This is a genomic window from Roseovarius sp. AK1035 (genome assembly GCF_003288315.1).
In the GTDB taxonomy this organism is placed as follows: domain Bacteria; phylum Pseudomonadota; class Alphaproteobacteria; order Rhodobacterales; family Rhodobacteraceae; genus Roseovarius; species Roseovarius mucosus_A.
Genome location: NZ_CP030099.1, coordinates 424,505 through 448,805 on the forward strand (window position 1 = coordinate 424,505; position 24,301 = coordinate 448,805).

Consider the following 24,301-nt stretch of genomic DNA (forward strand, 5'->3'; position numbering starts at 1 on the left):
GCGCGCAGGTGATTGCCTTTCGTCGTTCTGCAGATACTCAAATTCCCGACGGGCCAAAGCTGCGCGATCATGGCTCTTTCACCGGGGCGCGCCACGGGGTAGCGTCTGGCGCATGGAATCGATGCTCAGCCCCCATGATGCCTTGGCCAGTCTGATCTGGCAGATCGAGCTTGGCGCGACCGAGGCGATTGGCGATGCGCCCATCAATCGGTATGAGCTGCCCGAGAAAGTCGCAAAGCCGGCGGCGGTGCCCAAGACAGAGGCCAAACCCGCCGCGCTGACAGCGCCAAGCCTGGGCGCGGGCGTTGATCCGGTAGAGGTTGCGCGCGCAGCAGCGGCGGCGGCCATGGATTTGGAGGGGCTGCGCGCGGCCCTTGGGGCCTATCCGCATTGCGACCTGAGGCGCGGGGCGCGCAATCTGGTGTTCGGCGATGGCAATCCTGCGGCGCGGGTGATGATCATCGGTGAAGCGCCGGGGCGAGACGAGGATCAGCAGGGCAAGCCCTTTGTCGGTCGGGCGGGGCAATTGCTGGACCGGATGGTGCAGGCGATTGGGCTGAGCCGTGGGGCGCAAGCGCCGCAAGACGCGGTCTATATCACCAATGTTCTGCCGTGGCGGCCACCGCAGAACCGCGATCCGAACGCAGAGGAAATCGCCATGATGCGGCCCTTTGTGGCGCGGCATGTGGCGTTGGTGAATCCGGCAGTGATCGTGCTGATGGGCAATATCAGTTGTGAGGCGGGGTTGGGCCAACGCGGGATCACGCGGCTGCGCGGGCAGTGGGCCGAAGCCTATGGCAAACCGGCCTTGCCGATGTTTCACCCGGCCTATCTGTTGCGCAACCCTGCGGCCAAGCGCGAGGCCTGGGCGGATTTATTGGCACTCAAGGCGCGGTTGCGGGAGGCGGGCGCGTGATCGTCGATCCTTTGACCCTTTTGGCGTTCATCCCGGCGGGTCTTGCGCTGAACCTCACGCCGGGGGCGGATATGATGTTCTGCCTCGGTCTGGGGTTGCGGTCGGGGCCACGTTCGGCGCTGGCGGCAAGTGCCGGGATTTCGGCGGGGGGCATAGTACATGTGACCCTTGCGGGGCTGGGGTTGGCCGCCGCGATTGCCGCCTTGCCGGTTCTGCTCGACATTATTCGCTGGCTGGGGGTGGGCTATCTCTTGTGGCTGGCTTGGGGCGCGCTGCGGATGGGGCCGATGCGCCCGGATGCGCCTGCTTTGGGCGTGGCCCGCGCCTTTCGAGAGGGGATGCTGGTGAACCTGCTCAATCCCAAGGTTATCCTTTTTGTGCTGGCCTTTGTGCCGCAATTCATCGACCCGGCGCGCGCGATCCTGCCGCAGTTTCTGATCTTTGGTCTGATCCTTGCGGTGGGTGGCTTTGTGATCAATGGCGCGGTCGGGGTTTTTGCCGGAGGGTTGGGGCGTCGATTGGCCACCTCGCCGAGGTTCACGCGCGGGCTGGGCCTTGCCTCGGCCACCATCTTTACGGCGTTGGCCGCGCGCCTCGCGTTCATGCAAAGGAGTTGATCCCATGTCCCGTATTGACGAGAGCAAGGAGTTCATCCCTGTCCGTATCGCGGTTCTGACCGTATCGGACAGCCGCGATATGTCTGATGATCGCTCGGGCGATACGTTGGTGGCGCGGATCGAGGAGGCGGGGCATATCCTCGCGGATCGCATGATCGTGCGGGACGAGCGGGATCAGGTGGCCGAGCAATTGCGCGAATGGATTGCCGATCCTGAGGTTGATGTGGTGATTTCCACGGGCGGCACGGGTCTGACGGGGCGCGATGTGACGGTTGAGGCGCATCGCGATGTCTATGAGAAGGAAATAGACGCCTTTGGCACGGTCTTTACCATTGTGTCGATGCAGAAGATCGGCACCTCTGCGGTGCAGAGCCGCGCCACGGGGGGCGTGGCGGGGGGCACGTATTTGTTTGCGCTGCCCGGAAGCCCGGGGGCGTGCCGGGATGCCTGGGACGAAATCCTGAAATATCAGCTCGATTATCGGCATCGGCCCTGCAATTTTGTGGAGATCATGCCGCGACTTGACGAGCATAAGCGCCGGAAGTGACGGGCGGCGGCGTATGACCTGTGCGCCCGGCTTGGCATTCTGTAGGTCGGGGTTACATTACAGGGGTCAGCCCGTCTGCAGGGCCGGTTCAAGAGGTTGCGCACTATGCGGTTTTTGCGTCAGGGGCTGATCGGGCTCTTTCTGGTCTCGCTCACCTTGGGCCTGCTGGCCTATGCCGGACAGACCGTTGTCAGCGCCGTGCAAGAGCGTATGGCACGCGAGGTGCGGGTGCCTGAGCGCAATGAGCGCAGTTTTACCGTGCGCACGGTGCGCGCGGTTGAGGCCGAGATCGCGCCAACCCTGACAGCCTTTGGCCAGATCGAAAGCCGCCGCACGCTGGAAATTCGCGCGCAGGCGACGGGGGTGATCACAGAGTTGGCGCCCGAGTTTGTCGAAGGCGGCATGGTGCGCGCCGGGCAGTTTCTGGCGCGGATTGATCCCGCCGATGCCCAGAGCGCGTTGGAGCGGGCGCGCACCGACCTGATGGACGCCCGCGCCGAGGCGCGCGAGGCGGCGCGCGCGCTGGAACTGGCGCGCGACGAGTTGGCCGCGCGGCGCGAGCAGGCAGACATTCAAGACCGTGCCTTGGCGCGGCAACGTGATCTGGAGGCGCGCGGCGTGGGTACGCTGACCGCTGTGGAGAGCGCCGAATTCAACGTGGTGCAGGCGCGTCAGGCGGTGCTGGCCAGCCGTCAGGCGCTGGCCTTGGCCGAGGCGCGGATAGATCAGGCGGCAACCGCCACGGCGCGGGCCGAACTGGCGCTGTCCGAGGCGGAGCGGCGGTTGGCAGAGACGCGGATCACCGCCGGATTTACCGGCACGCTGAGCGAGGTGAGCGTGGTCGCGGGCCGTTTGGTGGCGGCCAATGAGCAACTGGCGCAATTGGTGGATGGCACAGCGCTGGAAGTCGCGTTTCGCGTTTCGACCGCGCAATATGCGCGGCTTTTGGATGAGAGCGGCGGGTTGATTGACGCGGTGGTGACGGTGACGCTGGATACCGGCGGGGTGGATCTGAACGCAGTGGGGCGGATCACGCGGCAGGGCGCGGCGCTGGCCGAGGGCGAAAGCGGGCGGCTGATCTTTGCCACGCTGGAGACGGCACCTGCGATGAAGCCTGGCGATTTTGTAACTGTCAGCGTCGAGGAGCCGGTGTTGGCGGCCGCCATTCGCCTGCCTGCCACGGCGCTGGGGCCGGATGGGCAGGTGTTGGTGATTGATGCCGAAGAGCGGCTGGAGGCGGTGGCGGTCACGCTTTTGCGGCGGCAGGGCAATGACATTCTGGTGTCGGCGCCGGGATTGGCGGGGCGCGATGTGGTGGCCGAGCGCACGCCGGTTCTGGGCGCAGGGATCAAGGTGCGCAAGCTGGAGAGTGCCGAGGCCGTGCCAGAGGCGGGCACTGTCACCCTCAGCCCAGACAGGCGGGCGCGGCTGAGGGCCTATGTTGAGGCCAGCACCGACATGCCCGAAGAGGCCAAGCGCCGCCTTTTGGCGCAGTTGGAACAGCCCGAGGTGTCGCTGAGCACGGTGGAACGGCTGGAACGCCGCATCGGGGGCTGAGCGGCATGGCGGGGCTGATTTCATGGTTCACGCGGCACCGGACGGCGGCCAATCTGTTGTTGGTGCTGATGGTGGCCTTGGGCCTGATGGCCTTGCCGAAAATGCGGGCGCAGTTCTTTCCCGATGTGGTGATCGACAATGTGAGCGTGTCGGTCGCATGGGAGGGGGCAAGCGCCGAAGATGTGGACGGCGGCATCGTGCAGGTGCTGGAACCGGCGCTCTTGGCGGTTGAGGGGGTCGAAGCGGCCACTTCGCTCAGCCGTGAGAATAGCGCGCTGGTCACGCTGGAATTCGAGCCGGGCTGGGATATGGGCCGCGCGGCGGATGAGGTGCAGGCCGCGCTTGATATCATCACCACGCTGCCCGAAGAGGCCGATGAGCCGGTGGTCCGACGCGGGGCATGGCGCGATCAGGTGACGGATGTGGTGATCACCGGGCCGGTCGGCACCGAGCAACTGGCGCGGCTGGCGGATGAGCTGGTCACGCGCCTGTTCGATGCGGGCGTGACCCGCACCACGATCGAGGGCGTCGCGGCCCCTGAAACGGTGATCGAGGTGCCGGGGCAGGCGTTGATTGCCCATGACATCACCATGGCCGAGATTGCCGCCGCTATCGCCGCCGAGATCACCACCGATCCGGCGGGGGATATGACCGGGGCCAATACGCGCCTGCGCACCGGCACGCAGAAACGCAGCGCCCGCGATATTGCCGCGATCACCCTGCGGATTGCCCCCGATGGCAGCGCGCTGACAGTGGGCGATGTGGGCCGGGTGCGGGTTGAGGGCGCGACGCGGGCGCTGGCCTATTATGTGGGCGAGGCCCCAGCGATGAGCGTGCGGGTGGACCGCTCTGCGCGGGGCGATGCGCTCGATATTCAGGCCGAGGTGCAGCGGGTGGCTGACCGCATGGCCGACACTCTGCCCGAGGGCGTGAGCATCGACCTGATCCGCACGCGGGCCGAGGCGATTTCCGGCCGGATTGCGATGCTGGTGGAAAATGCGCTGACGGGTTTGGCGCTGGTGGTGGGGCTGCTGTTTTTGTTCCTCAATGCCCGCACCGCATTCTGGGTGGCGGCGGGGATCCCGGTGGCGATGCTGGCGGCGATGGCATTCATGTATGCGGCCGGTCTGACGCTCAACATGATTTCGCTGTTCGCCTTGATCATCACGCTGGGGATCGTGGTGGATGATGCCATCGTGGTGGGCGAACATGCCGATGCGCGGCATCGTCGCCTGCGCGAGCCGCCGATGGTTGCGGCGGAGCGTGCCGCCGCGCGCATGGCGCTGCCGGTCTTTGCCGCCACGCTGACCACGCTGATTGCGTTTTTCGGGCTGGCGGTGATTGGCGGGCGGTTCGGGGATCTGATCTATGACATTCCCTTTACTGTGATTGCCGTGCTGGTGGCGAGCCTGATCGAGTGTTTCCTGATCCTGCCCAACCATATGGCCCATGCGCTGGCCCATTCCGCCCGCGAGCATTGGTATGACATTCCAAGCCGGGTGGTGAACCGGGGGTTCCGCGTGTTTCGCGACCGTGCCTTTCGCCCCCTCATCGCTTGGGTGATCCGGGGCCGCTATGCCGTGTTGGCGGCGGCGGTGCTGCTGTTGGCCACGCAAGTGGCGAGTTTCGTGCGCGGCGATGTGACATGGCGGTTTTTCAACGCGCCCGAGCAGGGCAGTGTCACGGGCAATTTTGCCATGCTGCCGGGGGCCACGCGCGAGGATACGCTGGCACAGATGCGCGCGTTGCAGCAGGCCGCCGAAGAGTTGGGCGCGGAGTATGAGGCCGAGCATGGGGCAAACCCGCTTGCCTATGTGGTGGCGCAATTGGGCGGCGCTGCGGGGCGCGGGCTTTCGGGGTCGGACACGCGCGAGGCGGATTTGCAGGGGGGGATTTCCATCGAGTTGATTGATGCCGATCTGCGGCCCTATTCCAGTTTCGCCTTTGTCGCCGATCTGCAAGAGCGGGTGGTGCAGCATCCGCTGACCGAAACGCTGAGCTTTCGCGGATCGAGGGCGGGGCCGGGGGGCGATGCGCTGGATATCCAGCTTTATGGCGCGGAGGCGGAGCAGCTCAAATCCGCCGCCGAAGCGCTGAAGGCGGCATTGGCGCGGTATCCGGAGGTGTCGGGGCTGGAGGACTCGCTCGCCTATGACAAGGCCGAGTTGATTTTGGACCTGACACCGCAGGGGTCCGCGCTTGGCTTTACCATCGACGATTTGGGGCAAACCCTGCGCAACCGGGTGAGCGGGATCGAGGCCGCCACATACCCGGACGGGCCACGGTCGGCAGAGGTGCGGGTTGAACTGCCCGAGGGCGAGTTGACCGCCGATTTTCTGGAACGGATGCAATTGCGCACGCCGGGCGGGCAATATGTGCCGTTGGTCGATGTGGTCAGCGTTGAGGCGCGCACCGGCTTTGCATCGGTCCGGCGAGAAAACGGCCTGCGGCTGGTGACGGTGACGGGCGATATATCCGAGGATGACCCCGCGCGCGCCGCCGAGATTTCCCGCGCGCTGGAGGCCGAGATCCTGCCCGATGTCGCGGCGCGCTATCAGGTGGAATACCGGCTGGCGGGGCTGAATGAGCAAGAAAATGAATTCATGGCCGATGCGCGGCTGGGGCTGATGGCAACCCTTTTGGGGGTGTATCTGGTGCTCTCGCTGGTCTTTGCCAGTTGGACCCGGCCCATGGTGGTGATGGCGATCATTCCCTTTGGTCTGGTGGGCACGATCTGGGGCCATGCGCAATGGGACGTGCCGCTGTCGATGTTCACAGTGGTGGGATTGCTGGGCATGACGGGCATCATCATCAACGATTCCATCGTGCTGGTCACGTCGATTGACGAGCATGCCAAGACGCGCGGGCTGATCCCGGCGATTATCGAGGGCACCGCCGACCGGCTGCGCGCGGTGGTGCTGACCACGCTGACGACGGTTCTGGGGCTGGCCCCGCTGCTTTTTGAACGATCCACACAGGCGCAATTCCTGAAACCTACGGTCATCACGCTGGTTTACGGTTTGGCCTTTGGCATGATTTTGGTGCTGTTGGTGGTGCCTGCCCTTTTGGCCATCGGGCAAGACCTGTCGCGGCCTGTGACCGCGCTTCGGCGGGGATTGCGCGGGCGGCGCGCCGGGTTGCAGGGGGTGCTGGGGGCAGCGGTGGCGATGGTGCTGGGCTGGTTCGGGGCGACAATGGGATGGGTCGTGGTGACGGGGGATTTGCCGGGGCTGCTGGCGGGGATGATACCGCTGCCGCCGATGGCCGCAGCGCTGGTGTTCTTTCTGTTGGGTAGCGCGCTTGGTCTCGTGCTGGTCTATCTTGCCACTGCGTTGCGCCGCCCGCGCAGCGCTTGAACGCTCTTGCACCGGCGGCGCTGCGGCGCTACCCCTCTGGCCATGCGTATCATCCGTGATTACACCTATGTCACCGACGCCGACCGGGGCGCGAGCGTCGCCATCGGCAATTTCGATGGTGTCCATATTGGCCATCGGTCGGTCATCGAACTGGCGCGCGCGGCGGGAGAGCGCATCGGTGCGCCTTTGGGTATCCTGACATTCGAGCCGCATCCGCGCGAGTATTTTGCGCCTGACGCGCCCCCCTTTCGCCTGATGGGCCGCGAGGCGCGGGCGCATCGGCTGGAAAAGCTGGGGGTTGAGCGGCTTTATGAGATCAAGTTCAACGCGGGTCTGGCGGCGCTGAGCCCGCGCGCCTTTGCGGAAAATGTCATTCGTGATGGGCTGGGCCTGAAGCATGTGGTGGTGGGGTCGGATTTCTGTTTTGGCAAGGGACGGGCGGGCAATGCCGCGATACTGCAAGAGTTTGGCCGTGAGATGGGGTTTGGCGTGACCATCGCCACGCTGTTGGAGGGCGAAAGCGGGCAAGTGTCCTCGACCGCAATCCGTGCCGCGCTGAGCGAAGGCGCGCCACGCGCCGCTGCGGCCATGCTGGGCCATTGGCACCGGATCGACGGGCCGGTGATTGGCGGCGAGCAGCGGGGGCGCACGCTGGGCTATCCCACGGCCAATATGTCGATCAAGGGGCTGCATCCGCCCAAGTTCGGGATTTATGCGGTGCTGGTCGATGTGCTGGATGGGCCGCATAAGGGGCAGTATCACGGCGCGGCCTCACTGGGCGTGCGGCCGATGTTTCAGGGCGAAGAGGCCAATGTCGAGACCTTCATCTTTGACTTTACCGGCGATCTTTATGGGGCCAACCTGTCGGTCGGGCTGATAGAATACCTGCGCCCCGAGGCCACATTCGACAGCCTGGAAGCATTCATCGCGCAGATGGATGCCGATTGCCTGCGCGCTCGCAGCGTTTTGGCCGCATTATGAGTGAGCCTATCAATCGCAGCGGATTGCGCCCGCGCTATTGGGAGACAACCCGCCTTGACCGCATGACGCGCGCGGAATGGGAGGCGCTGTGCGATGGGTGCGGCAAATGCTGCATGAACAAGCTGGAGGATGAGGAGAGCGGCGAGGTGGCCTTTACCCGCGTGGCCTGTCGCCTGTTTGACGATACCAGTTGTCTCTGTGCGCAATATCCGATCCGGCATCAATTCGTGCCCGAATGCATCACGCTCAAGCCGCATACAATTGAAAGCCATGCCTATTGGCTGCCGGAAACCTGCGCTTACAAGCTGCTGTATCTGGGCAAGCCACTGTTTGACTGGCATCCGCTGATTTCCGGGGATGCGAACAGCGTGCATGAGGCGGGCGTGTCGATGCGGCACCGCACCCTGCCCGAATTCGAGGTGCCCGAAGAGGATTGGGAAGATCACATCATCGAGGAGCCGCTCTGATGCAATTCGCCTCTGACAATTCCGGCCCGGCATTGCCCGGCGTGATGCAGGCGATGGCGGAGGTCAATATCGGGCATATGCCCTCTTATGGCACAGACGCACCAATGAACGAGGTGCGAGACCGGCTGCGTGATGTGTTCGAGGCCCCGCAAGCCAGCGTTTATCTGGTGGCCACCGGCACAGCGGCCAATGCGCTGGCATTGGCCACGCTGTCCGAGCCATGGCAGACAGTGTTTTGCACGCCGCTGGCGCATATCCACACCGATGAATGCAACGCGCCCGAGTTTTTCACCGGCGGGGCCAAGCTGAGCCTTGTGGGCGAGGCCGACAAGATGACGCCCGAGGATCTGGCCCGCGCGATTGCGCTCTGGCCCGCGGGCGATGTGCATAATCCGCAGCATGGGCCGCTGGCCCTGACACAGGCGACAGAGCGCGGGCGCATTTACACCTGCGCCGAGATTGCGGCGCTCTGCGGGGTCGCGCGTGATCATGGGCTGCCCTGCTATATGGACGGGGCGCGCTTTGCCAATGCGGTGGCGGCCTTGGGCTGTAGCCCTGCGGAAATGACATGGAAGGTGGGTATTGACGCGGTATCCATGGGCGGCACCAAGAATGGCTGTCTGGGTGTTGAGGCGGTGATTTTCTTTAACCCCGAGAATGCCTGGGAATTCGAGTTGCGGCGCAAACGGTCGGCGCATCTGGTATCAAAGCATCGGTATTTGTCGGCGCAGATGCTGGGGTATCTGCGCGAGCACCTGTGGCTGCGCACCGCGCAAGAGGCCAATGCCCGCGCCGCGCTGTTAGAGGCCGGATTGCGCGATGTGCCGGGGGCTGAGATGGTGTTTGGGCGCGACGTGAACATGATCTTTGCCCGCCTGCCCCGTGCCACGCATCAGCGCCTCAAGGCGGCAGGGGCGGTCTATGGGCTCTACGAAGGGCCGCTAGAGAGCGGGGCCGCAGACGAGCCCTTGATGGCGCGGTTCGTGTGCGATTGGTCTGTGACAGAGCAACAGATCGCACGGTTTCTGGAGATTGCGCGAGGCTGAGGCGACCGACGGGCACCCGACACCGATCGGCGCGCGCATGGGTTTTCAGAAAGTGTAACCGCATCAAGCTGCGTAAAACCCCCCCGCCATCCGTGCGGCGGAGGGGCAGATCCCGTGCCAGTGTGGGGGTATTACTTTGGCACGAGAACAGCGTTGATCACGTGGATCACGCCGTTGGATTGGTCTACATCCGCCACCGTTACACGGGCCGCATTGCCGCTTTCATCAAGGATGTAGACGTTGTTGCCTTTGACTTGTGCCGACAGCGCGTCGCCCGACACGGCGTTGAAGTGGTAAAAGCCATCTTTGCTGGCGCGCGCGGCGGCGATGATGTCGGCGGCAGACCAATCACCGGCAACCACATGAGCCGTCAGGACCTTTTGCAGCATGGCCTTGTTCTCTGGCATCAGCAGCGTGTCGACCGTGCCGGCGGGCAGGGCCGCAAACGCATCGTTCACCGGCGCGAACACGGTAAACGGCCCCGGCCCCTGCAATGTCTCGACCAGATCGGCGGCTTTCACCGCCGCAACCAGCGTCGTGTGGACCGGCGAATTGACAGCATTCTCGATGATGTTGCGCTCTACAAGCATCGGCGCGCCGCCGACTGTTGGATTGGCGGCATAAACGGCAGTGCCAAGGGCAATGGCGGTGGCCGTGCTCAGAAAGGTCTTGAAGGTCATTTGTCGTTCTCCCTTGTTGTCAAAGGCTCGTCTGAGCCGCTGATGGGAAAGCCACGTCAGCCAAGACGCAAAAGTTTCAGACAGCCCAAAGTTTATTTCACCAGAGTATCGGAGCCGCGCCTCACAAGGCGAGATTTGTAGGAGTTGAAGCGCTGATCATTGGGCAGACGAAACGATCTGGAAGACATTGCGGGGCCCTTGACCCGGAAGGATCGCACAACGACCCTGACGCCTGACCCGAGTTTGCGCGGCACGCCCAAAGCTGCCATGCGGGCGCAGACGGAGACACACCATTGGCAAAGAACAGCAAATCCCTGCGCGACTAGCGAAGAGGGCAGTGCCAAGCATATGAAAGCATTGAGAAAGTGGGGATGGTGGGTGATGAGAGACTCGAACTCCCGACATCTTCGGTGTAAACGAAGCGCTCTACCAACTGAGCTAATCACCCGTGGGCTGCGTGATAGCCAAGCGGCGGGGCCAACGCAAGGGGTTTGAACGCGGCGGGCACAGGGTTTTGTGCCGGCCCGCCGCGTAGGGCGTGGGGCCTAGACCCGTGCGGGGCTCTTGGCAACCAGGGTGTAGATCCCGCCGCCCAAGACTGCGCCGATTACCCAGTTATAGCCCGAGAGAAAGCCGAACCACGGCACCCAGACGGTTGCCACCGAAAAGACCGCCGCGAGGCCAAAGGCCATCACCGCCGTGCGGTTCCAGCCGTCCTGATAGTGATAGCGCCCGCCTTGCATGTCATAGAGATCGTCAAGGTCGAGATGGCCTTTGCGGTGAACATAGTAATCCACGATCATAATGCCAAAGATCGGGGCCAGCGTCGCGCCCAATGTGTTGACAAAGCCGCCGATGCCGAATTCGCTGATGAAACTTGTCCAGAGCCCGCCGATGATAAGCGCGAAGGCCGACGTAATCAGCCCCGCCTGACGAAAGCTGATCTTGCCGGGGGCGAGATTGGCGATGCCGTTTACAGCCGGGATGAAATTGGCAACAAGGTTGATGCCAACGGTTGCGGCAAAAAAGGTGATCGCGGCGATGATGCCCAAAAGCACAGAATCGGTGCGCTCGACAATCTCGCTCGGGTTGGTGATTTCCTCGCCAAAGACCACTGCCGCCCCTGCCGTAGTCAAGAGCGCCAGCGCCGAGAAGAGGATCATGTTGAAAGGTAGGCCGGTGAGGTTGCCCAAGAGCATGGTGGGTCGGTCCTTGGCATAGCGGGAAAAGTCGCTGAAGTTGATCATCACGGCTGCGAAATAGGCCACCATGGTGCCGACGATGGCGACAAACCCGTTGAATTCACTGGCAAAGCTCGCGTCGGGATTGGCAAAGATCGTGCCTGCGGCAGACAAAAGCTGCCCGTCAGAGCGTTGCCAGAGCACGATAACTAGGCCGATCATCACAAGATACACGAAGGGGCCCGCGATGTTGAGAAAGGTCTCGACCCAGTTCATGCCGCGCCAGAAGATCACGATGTGAAAGGCCCAGACGATGAAGAACGACAGCCAGTCGATACCGGTGAGACCAAGGATTTCCGCGCCGCCGCTCGCGCCGGTGATCGAGCGGATCAGGAGTGCCACCGCCGTTGAGGCAAAATAGACCTGCACGCCGTACCAGAACACCGCCACGGTCGCACGCAGGATCGCGGGCAGTTTCGCGCCGCTGGTGCCAAGGCTGGCACGGGCCAGCACCGGATAGGGGATGCCGTATTTCTCGCCCGCAGCGCCTGAGAGGTTGACCATCCACATGGTAAAGAGCCCCGCCGCGATGAGGGCGGCAAAAGCAGTCCAGCCGCTGACCCCATACGAGATGAAAAGCGACGCCACGAGCGAATAGCCAAAGAGCGACTGCACATCATTGGCCCAGACGTTGAAGATGGCGAACCAGCCCCATGTCTTCTCATTCGCGCCAACCGGATTGAGGGTGTTTCCCTCTGGGTCCATCGTGTTGCCTGTGGGCACATGCCCGTGGTCTATGCTTGTCATTGCGTCCTCCCTGACCGATCGCATTTTTGGATTTTCTCTGACGTTTCATCTGGCCCGAAATACCTCGGGGGTCCGGGGGCAGCGCCCCCGTATCACAACGCCATATGCCGGTTCACATCCTTGTAGAGCAGATAGCGAAACGGCCCTGGACCGCCCGCGTAACAGGCCTGCGGGCAGAAGGCGCGCAGCCACATGAAATCGCCTGCCTCGACCTCGACCCAATCCTGATTGAGGCGATAGACCGCCTTGCCCTCCAGCACATAAAGCCCGTGTTCCATCACATGCGTTTCGGCAAAGGGGATCACTGCGCCGGGCTGAAATGTGACGACGGTGATATGCATGTCGTGACGCAGGTCGGCGGGGTCCATGAAACGGGTCGTGGCCCAGCCGCCATCGGTGTCGGGCATCGGCACTGGGGCGATGTCGTTTTCGTTGACGACCATCACCGGCGGATGGTCGAGACCGGACACCGCTTGATAGGCCTTGCGCAGCCAGTGGAACTTGACCGGCCTGTCGGCCGTGTTGCGCAGCGTCCACGGGGTGCCCGGCGGGATATAGGCAAAGCCGCCCTCGGTCATCTCATGCGTCTGCCCGTCCACTGTCAGGCGCAGCGCGCCTTCGACCACGAAAAGCGCGGCCTCGACCCCCTGTTCGGTTTCGGGCTGATCCGAGCCACCGCCCGGCTGCACCTCGGCGATATATTGCGAGAAGGTCTCGGCAAAGCCCGAGAGGGGCCGCGCCAGAACCCAAAAGCGCGCCTTGTCCCAGAAGGGCAGATAGCTGGTGACGATATCGCTCATGGTGCCGCGCGGGATCACGGCATAGGCCTCGGTAAAGACGGCGCGCCCGGTCAAAAGCTGGGTTTGCGGCGGCAGGCCGCCTTGGGGGGTGTAATAGCTGCGCTTGGTCATGGCTGTGGTCCTTCCACGGTCAGAGGCTGGTCAAAGTGATATTCTTCGAGATTGTCACCGGGGCCGATCCGGTCGATCACCGCATAGCGCCCGGCCCGCCCGATGGGGGCTAGCACGCCGTGCCAGACATTGCGCAGGAGATTGACCCCCTGCCCCGGCTGGCTGAGAAAGGCGCGCGGGGTGGTGGGGCGGCCATGGGTATCCTCGGCCACGCAGATCAGCATTGGCACGTTGTCGAGCGGGATGAACGCCTGAGAGCCCAGAGGGTGCCGTTCCATCAGGTCGAGCGCATAGGGCAGGTGCCGGGCCTCGGCATCAAAAAGGCTGATACCGGCGCGCCCGTCGAGAAAATCAAGCCGCGCACGATCGTGAAACCGCCCGCAGAGGCCTGCGTTGATCATCCGGTCGGGGGCGCCTGCCACCTCAAGAACATCGCCATAGGGGGCAAAGGCGGCGGCGGTCAGCGGTTGGGCCATGAGGCCTGCGCCGGTCATGGCAAAAGCGCCTGCAAGCGGGGCAAAGTCTGCGCCTCAAGCGCGGCACAGGTCAGGTCGCCGTGCTCGGACGGGGTGGCCTGTCGGAGTATCCGGCTAAAGGCGTTGAGCAGACCAACAGCGCTATCATGGGCGGGGCCAAGCTCTATCTGCCATGCGCGGTCCGCGATCCACGGGGCGGGCAGCAGCGGGCCGAACACCTCCACAAAGCGCGCGCGGTCCATCTGGCTGGGGCGCTCAAAGCGGCGGTGCGGATGTGTGGCCGCCCAGTGATCGGCAATGTCGATCCTGCGGGGGCACCAAACGTCTGTGTGACGCTGCACATGGTCGATAAAGCGGCGCAGGCCCGCTATTTTGCCCGGCCGGCCAATCAGGCGGCAATGCAGGCCCACGGTCATCATCCGGGGGGCACCCGCCTGCCCTTCGGCATAGAGCGTGTCAAAGGTATCGGTCAGGTAGGATTCAAAGTCACGGCCCGTGACCCATCCGGGCGACGCGGCAAAGCGCATGTCGTTGCATTCCAGCGTATAGGGGATCATCAGCTGATCGCGGGTGCCGAATTCCATCCAATGCGGCAGGTCATCGTCATAGCAATCCGAGATGTAATCAAAGCCGCCCTCTTCGGCGACAAGGCGCACGGTATTGACGCTGCATCGGCCTGTATACCAGCCGCGTGGGCGGGTGCCTGTCACCTCTGTATGCAGGCGCACCGCCTCGGCGATGGCGGCACGTTCCTCGGCCTCGGGCATGTCTTTGTGATCGACCCATTTGAGGCCATGGCTGGCGATTTCCCAGTCGGCCTCTTGCATGGCGGCGACCTGTTCGGGGCTGCGCGCAAGGGCTGAGGCGACGCCGTATATGGTCAGCGGAACGCCCATCCCGGTGAAGAGGCGATGCAGCCGCCAGAACCCCGCGCGCGCGCCGTAGTCATAGATCGATTCCATATTCCAATGGCGCTGACCGGGCCAAGGCGTGGCCCCCGGAATATCCGACAGAAACGCCTCTGACGCGGCATCGCCATGCAGCAGGCAGTTTTCACCGCCCTCTTCGTAGTTGAGCACGAATTGCACCGCGATCCGCGCCCCACCGGGCCACTGCGGATCGGGGGCGTTTGGGCCGTAGCCACGCAAATTTCTGGGATAGCGGATCATGTCATCACCTCCGGGGGTCGTGTCTTGGGGGAAACGAAAGGACAGGGGGCGATTGGCCCCCTGCCTTTTGTCAGACTGCGCCTCAGCGGTCGAGGAACCGCTGTGCGGCGGGCAGGTGCCGCATCAGCAGGTAATAGGTGACACCCGCCGGGATCAAGCTGGCATACCATGACACCGCCGAAAAGGTCAGCGCCGCGATCACGCCTACCGCCATGGCGATCAGGGCTGCCGGGTTATAGCCCGCATAATCGCCGCTCTCGTCATAGAGTTTCTCGAGATCGAGCGTCTGACGCCGCAGCACGTAGTAATCCACCACCAAAATCGCAAAGATTGGCCCCAAGAACGCGCTGTAGGTCTGGATAAAGAGATTGAGACCCGCGGCGGATTCGTTCTTGACCAATTCCCACGGGAAGGTGGCGAAGGCCAAGAGACCGACGACCACGGCAGCGGTCTTGTAGTTGAGTTTGAACACATCCATCAGCGCATAGGCGGGCGGCACGACATTGTTGAGAATATTGGTCGTGACCTGTGCAAAGGCGATGAAAAGCAGGGTAACGACGAGCAAGAGCTTGTTGTCGACCGCGTTCGAGAAGACGCGGATGGGATCAACCTCGCCTGTCGCGCTGGAGACCATGAGACCGATAAGGCCCATGAAGAGCGTCGCGGGCAGAATGGAATTGGCATAGATCACCACTTGGCGCACGCGCCCGACATCCTGCCGCAATTCGCGGCTATAGTCCGAGACATTGAGCATCATCGTGGCATAGATGCCCAGAAAGAGCATGGTCGCCCCCCAGAATGGCGCACCCCATGTGCCCTCGACATTGATGAGGTTGGTGCTGATTTCTTCGCCATATTTGCCGATGACAGAGGTGAACATGTAAATCAGCGCGCCGATGATGAAGACTGAGCCGATATTCTCAAGCCATTTGATGCCGTGAAAGCCCAGAACCGACAGCATGATTTGCAGCGCCTGAAAGCCTATGAAAAAGACGACGATGTTGGAGTAGCCAAAGAGCGTCTCGCTTACCAGATTGAGCGCGCCCGCACCGATCCAGCTTTGAAAGCCGAACCAGACGAGGGCGGGGACAGAGCGCACCAGCGCCGGGATGCGCGCGCCGGAAAAGCCGAAGGCCGAGCGCAATTGCACCATCATCGGGATGCCGTATTTGTGCCCCGCCGCCCCGTTGATCATCAGAGCCAGGCCGATGACGGTGCAGCCGATGGCGATGGCCAAAAACACCTGTAGCAGATTGAGCGTGCCCACGAGGCCCGAACCGATGGTAAAGGTGCCAATCGACACACAGCCACCGAGCCAGGCAAAAAGATAGGACCACGGGTCCATGATCCGCGTTTTCTGGGGGGCCAGCGATTCCTCGCCCAGACCCTTGTGTTCGATCACCTCGGGCATTTGCCCGTCATGCGGCAAAACACCCCCGTTTGTATCTGAAATTGTCATGACTCTCCTCCCTGAGATGCATTATTTCGGGTTTGGTGGCGCGTAGGCGCCGATCTTGCTGGTCTTGATGCCGGCCCCAACCAAGGCTTCGGCAAATTTCGTGGCGACGGTCACACCGTCGATCACGGGAATTCCGGTTTCTTCAGTCAGCCATGCGGCAAGATCCGCCATGCCGGCACAGCCCAGAACCACGGCCTCGCAACGATCCTCCTCGATCGCCCTGAGGATTTCGGCGCGCACCAGAAGGCGAGCGTTTGATCCGGGTTCTTCCAGCGCCAGCACCGGGATCGCCGCCGAGCGCACGCGGCGGCATTGGTGATCAAGCCCGTAGCGGCGTACCATTTCCTCGATAATAGGGACCGAGCGCGGGAGGGTCGTGACCACGCTGAAGGAGGTGGCCACCATGCTGGCCGCCTTGACCGCCGCCTCACAGATGCCGATCACCGGGCCGGTGGCAATCTCGCGGCACGCGCCGATGCCGGGGTCGTCGAAACAGGCAACCACGATTGCATCGGCCTTTTGCGCCTCGGCCTCGCGGACCTGATCGAGCAGGCGCGGCACTGCCATCGCCTCGTCATAATGGCCCTCGATGCTGGCGGGGGCACCTATGCCCGAGCGCGCCTCGATCACAACGCCCGGTGCCGTGACCGCCCGCGCGGAGGCCGCGATCTTGTCGGTCATGCTCGTGGTCGAGTTGGGGTTGATGACAAAAATTTTCATGGGCTCCTCCACTTGAGTCCACACTTTAGTAACATAAATTGTTAACAATTTAAACAGACAATTTTTATAGTCGATTCTGATCCTCAAAAATGCCATTTTCCGAGAAACGCAGCCGGGAGCCTCAGAATGTCCGAAACGCCGGAAAACGTGCTGGTTGAGCATGTGCTGGATGCCATCTCGGACCAGCGGCTTCGGGCTGGGACCAAGCTGGGCGAACAGGCGCTGAGCGACCTTTTTTCCTGTAATCGCGCGCATGTACGCCGCGCGCTTGCGACGCTTGCGGCCTATCAGGTGGTTGACCTGATCCCCAACCGGGGGGCGTTTGTCTCTACCCCCTCTGAGGACGAGGCGCGGGACGTATTTCAGGCCCGGCGCGCCATTGAGGCCACGATCATCCGCAATGTCGTCCGCCGTGCTGACGAGGCGGATATCGAGCGACTGCGCGCGCATTTGGCGACCGAGGATGAGATTAGGCAGCACAATGACCGTCCCAAGGCGATTCGCGCCTCACGGGCGTTTCACATGCTGTTGGCGCGCATCGGGCGCAATTCGGTCTTGGAGCATTACCTTGCGGAACTGACCATGCGCACCTCGCTGATCATCGGGCTGTATGGCTCCAAAACCGCGAGCCTTTGTTCGGATGACGAGCATACGCGCATTGTCCAGAGCATCATAGACCGGGATGAGGCGCGCGCGCAGGACATGGTGGATCATCACCTGCGCCATATCGAAGGGGAAATCGCATTTGGCGACGAGGCCCCGCGTGTCGGGCCGCTGTCGATGATCTTTCCCCCGGATCGCGCGACCGAGTAGAATGTGGGCTTTTTAGCCTGCGCCAATGTCTGTTGCGGCGACCGCAACGGCCTTGACCACGGCATGCACGTCTTGGCCCACTGCAAGACCCATTGCCGTTGCCGAACGGCGCGTGACGCGCGATAGAATCCGGCCAGCGGCGGTATCAATCGCCACGATGGCACCGGGCCCACAACCGGGGCGGATTTCGTGGATGAGGCCGGGCAGGATATTCAGCGCCGAAAGCCCCTCGGGCCGGGTATGCGACAGGATCACGTCATGGGCGGCGATGCGGATGCGCAGGCTGGCACCGGGGTTGGCTGCGACGCGCGGTAGAAAAAGGGGGATACCCCCCGCCGAAAGCTCGGACAGCCCGTCGTCGTGATGGGCGATGACCCGCGCGCTGAGCACGGCTCCGGCATCGCGGGCACCGGTGGGCAACACGGCGGGATTGCTCAGCACTTCGGCGGCGGGGCCCTGTGCAATCACACGCCCGGCCTCAAGCGCAACAACGGTTGTTGCCAGACGCGCCACCTCAGAGGCGGAATGGCTGACATAGAGGATGGGCACGCCTGCCGCGTCGCGCAAACGCTCGAAATAGGGCAGGATCTCGGCTTTGCGGGCCTCATCAAGGGCGGCCAACGGCTCATCGGCAAGGATGAGCTGCGGCGCGGACAAAAGCGCGCGGCCAATGGCAACGCGCTGCTTCTCTCCACCTGAAAGGGCACCGGGCCGCCGATCCAGCAGCGCGCCAAGGCCCAAAAGATCGACGACCTGCGCCAGATCGGCGCGCGCGGCCCCCTTGGGGGCGAACCATGCGCCATAGCCGAGGTTCTGGCGCACGGTGAGATGAGGGAACAGCCGCCCTTCCTGAAAGATATAGCCCAAACGGCGGCGGTGCGGTTTCAGGCGGACCCCGGCGGCCGTATCGAGCAGCACCCGGTCGCCAGATACGATCCGGCCGTGATCGGGCATGAGCAGCCCCGCCACAGCGTTGACGATGGTGGTCTTGCCAGAGCCGGAGCGGCCAAAAAGCACGGTGACACCCGGTGGTGCCCGAAACTGTGCATCCAACGTGAAGGCCCCAAGGCTATGGCGCAGCGCAACATCCAGCATCAGCGCCCCCCGACCCGTGCCGCGACACGACGCCCGATCCCCTCGGAGAGCAAGAGCGCGCCCATGGCCACCACCACCGAAACGATGACCAGTTTCATGGCCGACCCTTCACCGCCCGGCACCTGAAGAAAGGCGTAGATCGCCGAGGGGATGGTGCGTGTTTCCCCCGGAATATTCGAAACAAAGGTGATCGTGGCCCCAAATTCACCCATCGCCTTGGCAAAGGCCAAAATCGTACCCGCAACGATGCCCGGAAGGGCCATGGGCAGGGTTACGGTAAAAAAGACCCATAGGGGTGCAGCCCCCAGCGTGGCGCTGGCCTCTTCCAGTTTGGGATCCACCGCCTCGATCGAGAGACGGATCGCCCGCACCATCAGGGGGAATGCCATGATCGCTGCCGCCACCGCCGCCCCTGTCCAGCGAAAGGCAAAGACAAGGCCCCAATCCGCCAGCAAAGAGCCCACCGGCCCGCGCGTGCCCAGCACCAGCAGGAGCAGGTAGCCCGTGACAACCGGCGGCAGGATCAGCGGCAGATGCACCAGCCCGTTGACGATCTGCTTGCCCGGAAAGGACCAGCGCGCCAGCGCATAGGCCGTGAGAATTCCCAAAGGCAGGCTGGCCAGAGTGGCCCAGAAGGACACGCGAAGGGACAGGGACACCGCCTTCCATTCTTCGGGGCCAAGCCAGTCTGTCATGGGTCAGCGCGCAAGGACGGTAAACCCCTGCCGCTCAAAGACGGCGCGCGCCTCGGGGCTGCGCAGATAGGCGAGAAAGGCGTTTTCAGCGGGCGTGTCGCGGTTGGCAAGATCGGCGACCGGATAGACGATAGGGGGGTGGCTGTCCTCGGGGAAGGTGCCGACGATGGTGACACGCTCCTCGGCGGTGGCGTCTGTTGCGTAGACGATGCCATAGGGGGCCTCGCCGGTGGCGACAAAGGCAAGGGCGGCGCGCACATTGTCGGCTTGGGCCACCTGCGGTGCGATGCTCTGCCAGAGGCCCAAGTTTTGCAGCGCGGCTTTGCCATAGATGCCCGCAGGCACGGAATCGACCAGCGCCATGGCCAGCCGCCCCTCGCCCAAGAGGGCGGCCAGATCAAGGTCTGGGCCGATGTTGCGCGGTGCGGCATCCCCATGGGACACCAGCACAAGGCGGTTGCCCAAGAGGTCAAAGCGCGCGCCCGGCTCGATCAGCCCGTCCGCTTCGATCTGGTCCATCCAGTCGGCACTGGCGGAGATGAAAATATCCGCAGGCGCGCCCTGCTGGATCTGACGGGCGAGGGATGAGGAGCCCGCGAGCGCTGTCACAAGGTCATGGCCGCTGGCCGCCTCGAACCCTGCCTCAATCTCGGCCAATGCAGTGGTCAGGCTGGCGGCGGCAAATACAGTGACGGTGTCGGCGCGGGCGGTGGTTGCGAGGATGGGCGCAAGGGCAAGCAGGCAGGCGGCTAACGTGATTGGAGGTTTTGGCCGGATCATCCCTGTTTCCCTGCGCTGATATGGTTCCAAAAACATATCGCAAGGCGGGGGATCAGAGGCAAGCGTTATTTTCCACCGGGAATATCCCTAAGCAAGGATTGGATCGCGGCAATCCGTGCGGCCCCTGCCTCGGCCATGATATCCTCAAGTTTGCGATACTGGGCCAACACTTCTATGCCTGTGTCGGTCAGATGGGCACCGCCGCCCTTGGCGCCCCCTCGGCTCGAGTCTACAAGCGGTTCGCGAAAGGCTGCATTCATGGACTCCACCAACATCCAAGCGCGTTTATAGCTCATGGACATGCTGCGCCCGGCGGCGGCGATGGAGCCTGTATCGCGGATGCGCTCCAACAGATCGGCCTTGCCGGGGCCCAGCATTGCCTCGTCACCAAAGACGATACGAATCCGAAGGCTGGGTGGCTCTGGCTGTGTCATGATGCGGGTATGCCAAATTTTCGTTAGGTCGCGCAAGACATATCGAAAACCCTCAACCCCGTCGATAGAGGCCTGCACCTCAAAGATCGGCGGCGGCCGCGCCATCCGCCATAGGCGGCACGCCAAGGGGCATCGACCAGTCGGCGGGGTCGGTGCATTCTGCCTCGGGACGCGCCAGAAGGATCTGCGCGTGGAAGTGACCGGTGGTTTCCACGCCTTCGGTGTCATGCCCTGCGGCCTGCGCATTGGCGATTGCACGGGCCTGTTCCTCGGGGCTTTCAAATCGGCGGTGGATAAAGGGCGGGATCGGCAGGCGTTCAACCACAAGACCGTGGGCGCGCAGCACCTCTGTTGCCTCGGGCCGCTCGTTGCCCCGGATGGGCGACGTCATGACCCAAGGCTTGACCGGGCCGCAAGCCGCCAGCATCCGGTCGAGCGCGCGGGGCATAAGCTGGGCAACAGAACCGCATTCGACGATCATGTCACAGCGCGCCAGTTCCCGGCCAAGCCCCTCGGATGGTTCTGCACGTTCCAGATCCTCGACAAAGCCGGATTGAAAGAGGCCAACCGCGCGCCCATAGGCAACCGCGTTGGGCATCACGTCAATGCCGGTGACATGCAATGCGGGCGCGGGGCGGCGCAGCCCCGACAGCCAGCCGCGATCCAAATCAATCACCTCTGCGGAAGACGCGCTGTCGAACACCGGCTGACGGTAGCGGGCAAACACCTGTTCGAGGCTCAGCTCATGCGCCATGAGTGCGGAAACGATGCCATAGCTGCTGGCGAAATCAACGATCCTTGCCTGCTCAAGACCACGCAGGCGCATCATTTCCGCCAGTCCGGCCCGAAACCCCGCGACCGCATGATGTTGGTTGCGATAGCCCAGCCGGTCCATCATGCGGAAATAGGCCCGACAATCGGGTTGATCATAGGTGTCGTCAAAGATGGTGACAAAGCCGGAGGTAGGCGTATCAGAGGGGGCGGTCATGGAAATGTCCCTTGGGGATCAGGGGGGCACATGGCCCGATGGTGCGCAAACTTGCCTCCCGCGCCGTGATTTACAACAGAAATCACGAGAATTTTCACTGTTTCCCACGCAAGCGTGACCCGCGCGCCGTCGTTGAAACAATATTTCGCGGCCATCAGAGGAACGTGACCATCTGTGCGCGGGCGTGGATTGCACCAATCACGGTTAGGGCGCAAGGTAAAGTCAGGTTTCGGTATTACGGTTCAGGAGCGCGCCATGACTAACGCCAGCACACAGATTGTTCCCGATGCCTCCAAGGTCATGATGGGTGCCACGCTCGCTTGGGTCGCGGTGTTGATCTATGCTTCGTCAAATTCCCTCGTCTCGCTGTTGGCCGATATCGGATCACAGAACCTCGTGATGGGGCGCAATGTCATCACCTATTGCAACCTGCTGTTTGTCGGCTCGCTTATGTCGATGGTGCCGATGATTTTCATGTTCTGGCGCGACTGGACTTTTGAGAACCTGCGCGCGCTGACACGGAAAAACTGGGCGATCCTGACGCTTTCGGCGTTCTTTTCTTCCGCTTTGACACCGGGGCTGTTCTTTTACGCGCTGGAGCATACCACGGTCACGAATGTTGTGTTGATGGGCCGGATCGAACCGCCACTTTTTTTGCTGGCGGCCTGGCTGGTCTTGCGCGAGGAGTTCGAGCCTTGGGCCTTTGTTGCCGGTCTAGTGGCGCTTTGCGGGGCGGCGGTGATGATCCTGATGAACAGTGAGGGCGCATCGCTCAACCTTGGCAAGGGCGAGATTGGCGCGCTTTTGGCGACGCTGTCCTATATTGCCTCGACTTTGATTGCCCGCACAGGTCTGCGCGACATTCCTATGGGGATTTTCGCGATCTACCGCACGGCGGTGGGCACGACGGTCTATTTCTTTGTGGCCCTATACCTGTTTGGTCCGAACCATTTTCAGGATGTGTTTGATCCGGTGGTCTGGCAATGGGTTTGGATCTATGCGGTGGTCGTGATCATGGGCGGGCAATTCGCCTGGGCGTTCGGGCTTAAATATGCGCGCTCGGGTGATGTGTCGTTGGCCACGTCATTTTCGCCGCTGGCGGCAATTCTGATCGCGATGGTGATGCTGGGCGAAGACCCCGGACCGGGGCTGATCCCCGGCGGCGCAATCATCCTTTTGGCGGTGGGCATCGGCCAGTATGGCCGCCTGCGCCGCCGCCGTCGCGAGGATGACACGATGCGCAAACAGGCGCAGGAGCGCGCGCTGGAACATGAGGGCGCGGTAAACTTCAAAGGGGTCTGAGGACGGGCTCAAAGGCAAACGCCCCGATTGTCACGGGGCGTTTTTTGCATTCTTTCGGCAAGCAAGATTGGCTGTCAGAAATTCCCGACCGAAGGCTGACGGTGCCCGGCAAGCGACCCATAGGCGGGACGCAGGGCATCAGGCAGGGAGGCATAGCTCTGAAAAAGTTCGCGGGCGAGACCGGCAAGCGGCGGAATAGAGACACCCAACGCACCAAGCGCGGCTTGCTTGAGCGCCAGCCCATCCGCCACCTCTGGCAGCATATCGGGTGCAAAGCCAGTGATCTCGCGTCCGGCGTCATGGACCGGCATCAACCAGACAGCGCCGGGCAGGTGATCATGGTTCGCCTCAAACAGAGCAACCGCCTCAGACAGGGCCGATCCCCCGCCTGCGCGCGGATAGGGGGCCAGCACACACAGCCCGGTGGCATTGGCATGGGCAGAGAATGCAGACCTGTCGTCAAGCGGCAGCACCCGGACGGTGGGATAGGCCCCAAGCAGTTCGTGCAGCACGCGCGACCCAAGAGCGTTCATATCCTCAAGATAGACCGTGACGCGCACCCCTGCTGCAAGCCGGTGGCCAATGGTCCCCAGCGCGTGATGGATCACCTGCGCGCCGTCCTGCGCCAGAACAACCATCTCGCGGGTCAGCATCCGGGGCTGACGGCTGAGGAAAAAGGCAAAGATCTGCTCAGCCATGCCATTGTAATGCGTGACATCACGGGTGTCGTGGACGATGCGGCCAATATCCACCTCGGCCACGTCATACCCCGCCGCATGCACCCGCAGCATGATATCAAGATCGACCGCGTAATCAGTCGCGAGACCGTTGTAGGCGATCAGAGACCGATCAAAGACATAGAGCCCGGAATTGGGTGCGCGCAGATGCGACAAGCCCGGAAACATCTGATGCAGGGCCGGCCGCACCAAAAGGCGGGTCATCGGCATGTTATCGGCGGGGTCGTGCCACGCCCCCTTGATCAAGCCCACACCGGGGCCGCGGGCAGCGGGCATCTGAGCAAACAGATCAGTGTCGAACCTGTCGAGATCGGCATCGACCTTCATCACCCAGTCATGGCGGGCGGCGGAGACACCTGCGCGCACCGCGTGGCCCATGCCGGTTTGTGTCTCTGAGATGACTGTCGCACCCGCCCCGCGCGCCAATTCTGCCGTCGCGTCGGTCGAGCCGTTGTCAACCACCACGACCTCGCCCACATCCGGCATATCCGCAAGCACCGACACGACGCGGGCAATGGTTTGCGCCTCGTTTCTGGCCGGGACAATGACGCTGACCGGGGCGGTCAT

The 24,301-nt window shown here is 63.0% G+C and carries 23 protein-coding genes and 1 tRNA gene; 10 read left to right on the forward strand and 14 right to left on the reverse strand.

Going from position 1 to position 24,301, the window contains the following annotated elements; genetic code table 11:
• Positions 1-112 precede the first annotated feature (112 nt).
• The 8 genes from RAK1035_RS02110 (at position 113) to RAK1035_RS02145 (ending at position 9,487) form a co-directional block, all read left to right on the forward strand.
• Complete coding sequence (locus RAK1035_RS02110; protein WP_008279249.1) at positions 113-916, forward strand: uracil-DNA glycosylase; 804 nt, start codon at positions 113-115, stop codon at positions 914-916.
• A complete protein-coding gene (locus tag RAK1035_RS02115; protein WP_198133561.1) occupies positions 916-1,533 on the forward strand; it encodes a LysE family translocator in 618 nt (205 codons plus the stop codon). The genes RAK1035_RS02110 and RAK1035_RS02115 overlap by 1 nt, the downstream gene beginning before the upstream one ends.
• A 4-nt stretch (positions 1,534-1,537) precedes the next feature.
• Entirely contained in the window at positions 1,538-2,080 is a 543-nt protein-coding gene (moaB, locus tag RAK1035_RS02120) for a molybdenum cofactor biosynthesis protein B (protein WP_008279251.1), read from the forward strand.
• Between the two features lie 105 nt (positions 2,081-2,185).
• Entirely contained in the window at positions 2,186-3,637 is a 1,452-nt protein-coding gene (locus RAK1035_RS02125; RefSeq protein WP_008279252.1) for an efflux RND transporter periplasmic adaptor subunit, read from the forward strand.
• 5 nt (positions 3,638-3,642) lie between these two features.
• Positions 3,643-6,993 carry an efflux RND transporter permease subunit gene (locus RAK1035_RS02130; RefSeq protein ID WP_008279253.1) on the forward strand — a complete coding sequence of 1,117 codons (3,351 nt, stop codon included), beginning with the start codon at positions 3,643-3,645 and terminating at the stop codon, positions 6,991-6,993.
• A 42-nt stretch (positions 6,994-7,035) separates the two neighbouring features.
• Positions 7,036-7,974, forward strand: coding sequence for a bifunctional riboflavin kinase/FAD synthetase (locus tag RAK1035_RS02135; RefSeq protein ID WP_008279254.1), 939 nt, complete (start codon positions 7,036-7,038; stop codon positions 7,972-7,974).
• On the forward strand, positions 7,971-8,441 hold the full coding sequence (locus RAK1035_RS02140) for a YcgN family cysteine cluster protein (RefSeq protein WP_008279255.1): 471 nt from the start codon (positions 7,971-7,973) through the stop codon (positions 8,439-8,441). Before RAK1035_RS02135 ends, RAK1035_RS02140 begins: the two co-directional genes overlap by 4 nt.
• On the forward strand, positions 8,441-9,487 hold the full coding sequence (locus RAK1035_RS02145; protein ID WP_008279256.1) for a threonine aldolase family protein: 1,047 nt from the start codon (positions 8,441-8,443) through the stop codon (positions 9,485-9,487). The genes RAK1035_RS02140 and RAK1035_RS02145 overlap by 1 nt, the downstream gene beginning before the upstream one ends.
• Positions 9,488-9,618: 131 nt before the next feature.
• Here the strand turns inward: RAK1035_RS02145 and RAK1035_RS02150 are convergent, their stop codons facing one another.
• The 8 genes from RAK1035_RS02150 to RAK1035_RS02185 all read right to left on the reverse strand — a co-directional run bounded on the left by RAK1035_RS02150 (position 9,619) and on the right by RAK1035_RS02185 (position 16,890).
• Positions 9,619-10,167 (reverse strand): fasciclin domain-containing protein, encoded by a 549-nt coding sequence (locus RAK1035_RS02150; protein WP_008279257.1) that lies wholly within the window; start codon positions 10,165-10,167, stop codon positions 9,619-9,621.
• Positions 10,168-10,539: 372 nt separating this feature from the next.
• Positions 10,540-10,615, reverse strand: a tRNA-Val gene (locus RAK1035_RS02155).
• A gap of 97 nt (positions 10,616-10,712) precedes the next feature.
• Entirely contained in the window at positions 10,713-12,155 is a 1,443-nt protein-coding gene (locus tag RAK1035_RS02160; RefSeq protein ID WP_037296703.1) for an NCS1 family nucleobase:cation symporter-1, read from the reverse strand.
• 92 nt (positions 12,156-12,247) lie between these two features.
• Complete coding sequence (locus tag RAK1035_RS02165) at positions 12,248-13,066, reverse strand: bifunctional allantoicase/(S)-ureidoglycine aminohydrolase (protein ID WP_008279259.1); 819 nt, start codon at positions 13,064-13,066, stop codon at positions 12,248-12,250.
• The gene (locus RAK1035_RS02170; RefSeq protein ID WP_008279260.1) at positions 13,063-13,560 is read right to left on the reverse strand and encodes an ureidoglycolate lyase; all 498 of its coding nucleotides are present in this window, start codon (positions 13,558-13,560) and stop codon (positions 13,063-13,065) included. The genes RAK1035_RS02165 and RAK1035_RS02170 overlap by 4 nt, the downstream gene beginning before the upstream one ends.
• Positions 13,557-14,711 carry an allantoinase PuuE gene (puuE, locus tag RAK1035_RS02175; protein ID WP_008279261.1) on the reverse strand — a complete coding sequence of 385 codons (1,155 nt, stop codon included), beginning with the start codon at positions 14,709-14,711 and terminating at the stop codon, positions 13,557-13,559. Before puuE ends, RAK1035_RS02170 begins: the two co-directional genes overlap by 4 nt.
• Positions 14,712-14,793: 82 nt before the next feature.
• Complete coding sequence (locus RAK1035_RS02180) at positions 14,794-16,170, reverse strand: NCS1 family transporter (protein WP_232279147.1); 1,377 nt, start codon at positions 16,168-16,170, stop codon at positions 14,794-14,796.
• A 21-nt stretch (positions 16,171-16,191) separates the two neighbouring features.
• A complete protein-coding gene (locus RAK1035_RS02185) occupies positions 16,192-16,890 on the reverse strand; it encodes an aspartate/glutamate racemase family protein (RefSeq protein WP_008279263.1) in 699 nt (232 codons plus the stop codon).
• A gap of 126 nt (positions 16,891-17,016) precedes the next feature.
• Here RAK1035_RS02185 and RAK1035_RS02190 point away from each other — a divergent pair, with 126 nt between their 5' ends.
• The gene (locus tag RAK1035_RS02190) at positions 17,017-17,703 is read left to right on the forward strand and encodes a GntR family transcriptional regulator (protein WP_008279264.1); all 687 of its coding nucleotides are present in this window, start codon (positions 17,017-17,019) and stop codon (positions 17,701-17,703) included.
• A gap of 12 nt (positions 17,704-17,715) precedes the next feature.
• Here the strand turns inward: RAK1035_RS02190 and modC are convergent, their stop codons facing one another.
• From modC to RAK1035_RS02215, 5 genes are all read right to left on the reverse strand, one after another.
• On the reverse strand, positions 17,716-18,798 hold the full coding sequence (modC, locus tag RAK1035_RS02195; protein WP_008279265.1) for a molybdenum ABC transporter ATP-binding protein: 1,083 nt from the start codon (positions 18,796-18,798) through the stop codon (positions 17,716-17,718).
• Positions 18,798-19,493, reverse strand: coding sequence for a molybdate ABC transporter permease subunit (modB, locus tag RAK1035_RS02200; protein WP_008279266.1), 696 nt, complete (start codon positions 19,491-19,493; stop codon positions 18,798-18,800). Before modB ends, modC begins: the two co-directional genes overlap by 1 nt.
• Before the next feature lie 3 nt (positions 19,494-19,496).
• Positions 19,497-20,273, reverse strand: coding sequence for a molybdate ABC transporter substrate-binding protein (gene modA, locus RAK1035_RS02205; protein ID WP_008279267.1), 777 nt, complete (start codon positions 20,271-20,273; stop codon positions 19,497-19,499).
• A gap of 65 nt (positions 20,274-20,338) precedes the next feature.
• Positions 20,339-20,812 carry a winged helix-turn-helix domain-containing protein gene (locus RAK1035_RS02210; protein ID WP_008279268.1) on the reverse strand — a complete coding sequence of 158 codons (474 nt, stop codon included), beginning with the start codon at positions 20,810-20,812 and terminating at the stop codon, positions 20,339-20,341.
• Positions 20,787-21,695: a hypothetical protein gene (locus RAK1035_RS02215; RefSeq protein WP_008279269.1), complete on the reverse strand. Its 909-nt coding sequence runs from the start codon at positions 21,693-21,695 to the stop codon at positions 20,787-20,789. Before RAK1035_RS02215 ends, RAK1035_RS02210 begins: the two co-directional genes overlap by 26 nt.
• A gap of 255 nt (positions 21,696-21,950) precedes the next feature.
• Between RAK1035_RS02215 and RAK1035_RS02220 the strand changes: the two genes are divergently transcribed.
• Entirely contained in the window at positions 21,951-22,997 is a 1,047-nt protein-coding gene (locus tag RAK1035_RS02220; RefSeq protein ID WP_008279270.1) for a DMT family transporter, read from the forward strand.
• Between the two features lie 74 nt (positions 22,998-23,071).
• Here the strand turns inward: RAK1035_RS02220 and RAK1035_RS02225 are convergent, their stop codons facing one another.
• Positions 23,072-24,301, reverse strand: a complete 1,230-nt coding sequence (locus RAK1035_RS02225; protein WP_008279271.1) for a glycosyltransferase — start codon at positions 24,299-24,301, stop codon at positions 23,072-23,074.